Origin of the sequence: Streptococcus infantis, assembly GCF_047464615.1 — a bacterium.
In the GTDB taxonomy this organism is placed as follows: domain Bacteria; phylum Bacillota; class Bacilli; order Lactobacillales; family Streptococcaceae; genus Streptococcus; species Streptococcus infantis_Y.
On sequence record NZ_JASHBO010000035.1, the window covers coordinates 1 to 2424 of the forward strand.

1 protein-coding gene, 9 tRNA genes and 1 pseudogene are annotated in these 2424 nt (G+C 42.0%); 9 read left to right on the forward strand and 2 right to left on the reverse strand.

Annotation, left to right across the window (positions count from 1 at the left end; genetic code table 11):
• Positions 1–53 precede the first annotated feature (53 nt).
• The 9 genes from QM450_RS10485 to QM450_RS10525 all read left to right on the forward strand — a co-directional run bounded on the left by QM450_RS10485 (position 54) and on the right by QM450_RS10525 (position 835).
• A tRNA-Val gene (locus QM450_RS10485) sits at positions 54–126 on the forward strand.
• Between the two features lie 2 nt (positions 127–128).
• Positions 129–201, forward strand: a tRNA-Asp gene (locus QM450_RS10490).
• Positions 202–226: 25 nt separating this feature from the next.
• Positions 227–299: transfer RNA gene (locus QM450_RS10495), tRNA-Lys, on the forward strand.
• A 5-nt stretch (positions 300–304) separates the two neighbouring features.
• Positions 305–386: transfer RNA gene (locus QM450_RS10500), tRNA-Leu, on the forward strand.
• A 12-nt stretch (positions 387–398) separates the two neighbouring features.
• Positions 399–471: transfer RNA gene (locus tag QM450_RS10505), tRNA-Thr, on the forward strand.
• Positions 472–498: 27 nt separating this feature from the next.
• Positions 499–570 (forward strand) — tRNA-Gly (locus tag QM450_RS10510).
• Between the two features lie 7 nt (positions 571–577).
• Positions 578–663, forward strand: a tRNA-Leu gene (locus QM450_RS10515).
• Positions 664–671: 8 nt separating this feature from the next.
• Positions 672–745, forward strand: a tRNA-Arg gene (locus tag QM450_RS10520).
• Positions 746–761: 16 nt separating this feature from the next.
• A tRNA-Pro gene (locus tag QM450_RS10525) sits at positions 762–835 on the forward strand.
• A 74-nt stretch (positions 836–909) separates the two neighbouring features.
• Here the strand turns inward: QM450_RS10525 and QM450_RS10530 are convergent.
• Positions 910–2166, reverse strand: coding sequence for an ISL3 family transposase (locus QM450_RS10530; RefSeq protein ID WP_414320555.1), 1257 nt, complete (start codon positions 2164–2166; stop codon positions 910–912).
• A gap of 136 nt (positions 2167–2302) precedes the next feature.
• A pseudogene (locus QM450_RS10535) lies at positions 2303–2424 on the reverse strand (IS630 family transposase); the annotation flags it as partial.

Genomic DNA, 2424 nt, shown 5'->3' on the forward strand with positions numbered 1-2424 from the left:
CCGGAAGTAGTTGGGGGTTGCCCCCTGTGAGATAAGGAAGTCGCTTAGCTAAAGGGAGTTTAGCTCAGCTGGGAGAGCATCTGCCTTACAAGCAGAGGGTCAGCGGTTCGATCCCGTTAACTCCCATAGGTCCCGTAGTGTAGCGGTTATCACGTCGCCCTGTCACGGCGAAGATCGCGGGTTCGATTCCCGTCGGGACCGTTTAAGATAACGTAAAGTTATTTTAGACTCGTTAGCTCAGTTGGTAGAGCAATTGACTTTTAATCAATGGGTCACTGGTTCGAGCCCAGTACGGGTCATCATTGCGGGTTTGGCGGAATTGGCAGACGCACCAGATTTAGGATCTGGCGCTTAACGGCGTGGGGGTTCAAGTCCCTTAACCCGCATAATAGAAATAAGCCGGCTTAGCTCAGTTGGTAGAGCATCTGATTTGTAATCAGAGGGTCGCGTGTTCAAGTCATGTAGCCGGCATTTTTTTAATATAACCAAGAGGTCGATGCGAACGTAGTTCAGTGGTAGAACACCACCTTGCCAAGGTGGGGGTCGCGGGTTCGAATCCCGTCGTTCGCTTAGAGAGGCCGGGGTGGCGGAACTGGCAGACGCACAGGACTTAAAATCCTGCGATTGGTAACGATCGTACCGGTTCGATCCCGGTCCTCGGCATATAATGAGCACCCTTAGCTCAACTGGATAGAGTACCTGACTACGAATCAGGCGGTTAGAGGTTCGACTCCTCTAGGGTGCATTTTTTCTATTTAACTCGGGAAGTAGCTCAGCTTGGTAGAGTACTTGGTTTGGGACCAAGGTGTCGCAGGTTCGAATCCTGTCTTCCCGATTGATATTAAAAAGTAAGAACACTAGTTGTTCTTTTTTTCGGCTCTTTGTCAACTGTAGTGGGTTGATGAAAAGTTATAACCTGGAGAGGACCAACATGGTTCTCTCCTTTTTGATGTTCAAAGAAATGAGGATTCTAGTTTTAAAGTTTTCAAAGTTCCGGAAGCCAAAAGCATTGCGCTTGATGACCTTAATGAGGTTATTAGTAGCCTCCAGTTTCGCGTTTGAGTAGGGCAGTTCCAGTGCGTTCATGATTTTGTCCTTGTCTTTCAAAAAGGTCTTAAAAACAGTTTGAAAAATAGGATTTACACAAGAAATCGTTTCTTCAATCAGTTCAAAGAAATTGTCTGTTTGTTTCTCTTGGAAATGAAACAGTAATAGTTGATAGAGTTCATAGTGCTTTCTAAGTTCTTGAGAGTATGCAAGGAGCTTTTCGAGAATCTCATTATTGGTCAAGTGTGAGCGAAAAGTAGGGCGATAAAAACGTCTATCACTAAGTTTACGGCTATCCTGTTGAATGAGTTTCCAGTAACGTTTTAATGCTTTATATTCGCGCGATTTACGATCAAAACGATTCATGATTTGGATACGAAGACGATTCATAGCTCGACTGAGATGTTGGACAATGTGAAAGCGGTCGAGAACGATTTTAGCATTAGGAAAAAGTTTTCTGGCAATATCGTAATAGGGACTAAACATATCCATTGTAATGACTTTCACGCGATTTCTCACCTGACTAGAATAACGAAGAAAATGATTGCGAATAGTCGCTTGAGTTCGTCCATCCAGAATAGTTACGATCTTTCTGGAATCAAAATCCTGTGCAATGAAAGTCATCTTACCTTTCTTGAAGCTGTATTCATCCCAAGACATGTGAGTTGGAAGGAAAGATAAATCTGTCTTGAATTTGAATTCTTTCAATTTACGAATGACTGTCGAAGTAGATACAGATAGACTTTCTGCGATAGCCGTCATAGGGACTTTCTCGATTAATTTTTGAGTGATTTTCTGGTTGACGATGGTCGCGATTTGGTGATTCTTTTTGACTAAGGAAGTCTCTGCGACAGCTATTTTCCCGCAGACTTTACAACGGAAACGGCGTTTTCTCAATCGAATGAGTGTCTTATAGCCTGCACACTCTAGATAGGGGATTTTAGATTCTTTCTGGAAGTCATATTTAGTCATTTGCCCTAGGCAGTGATGACACTTAGGAGTAGGATAATCTAGCTTAGCGATGACTTCTTTATGAGTTCCAGCATCAAGATAATCCAAGATTTTGATGTTCTTGTCTTTAATTCCGAGTAAGTTTGTGATAAAATTTAATTGTTCCATAAGATTCTTTCTAATGATGGTTTGGTCGCTTTTCATTATAGGTCTTATGGGACTTTTTTTCTACAACAAAATAGGCTCCATAATTCCTATGGTGGTTTTACCCACTACAGAAATTATAGAGCCAGAAAAGCTATAGTCAATTGAAACAAGAACAGGACAAAAGAGCCTCGTAAAAAGTATTGCAACTTGGTAATACCTTTTTGAGGTGCTTTTTGATATGAGCCCATGTTTTCTCAATAGGATTGTACTCAGGTGAGT